The organism is Acinetobacter sp. CFCC 11171 (assembly GCF_003268405.1).
Lineage (GTDB): Bacteria > Pseudomonadota > Gammaproteobacteria > Pseudomonadales > Moraxellaceae > Acinetobacter > Acinetobacter amyesii.
In genome coordinates, this window is the sequence record NZ_LQXP01000129.1 from 1 (window position 1) to 324 (window position 324).

Below are 324 nucleotides of genomic sequence, written 5' to 3' on the forward strand. Positions count from 1 at the left end.
GGAAAATAATGGGATTGAACGACCAACGATAAAACCCACGTTTTGGCAGAAGCTAAAACGAGAGTACGTTCATTCATTCGATACCCTACATGATTTTAATGATGATATGAGTCCCCTCCTTAAAGCAAAACGGGCAGATGATCTCAAAATTGAACAAGAAAGAATGCAGCAAGTACGCCAAACGGAAGTAGATCGCCAACGAAGAATTGAAAATGATCGCAGAGAAAGTGAATTTAGAGAGCAATTACGTAAAGAACGAGAGCAAAAAGAACAACGCTATGAACAAGAAAGACACGAACGAGAACATTTGGCATTTTTAAAACG

The 324-nt window shown here is 38.9% G+C and carries 1 pseudogene; it reads left to right on the forward strand.

Features of this window, described 5'->3' with window-relative positions:
• A pseudogene (locus AVJ20_RS18175) lies at window positions 1-324 on the forward strand (MobA/MobL family protein); the annotation flags it as partial.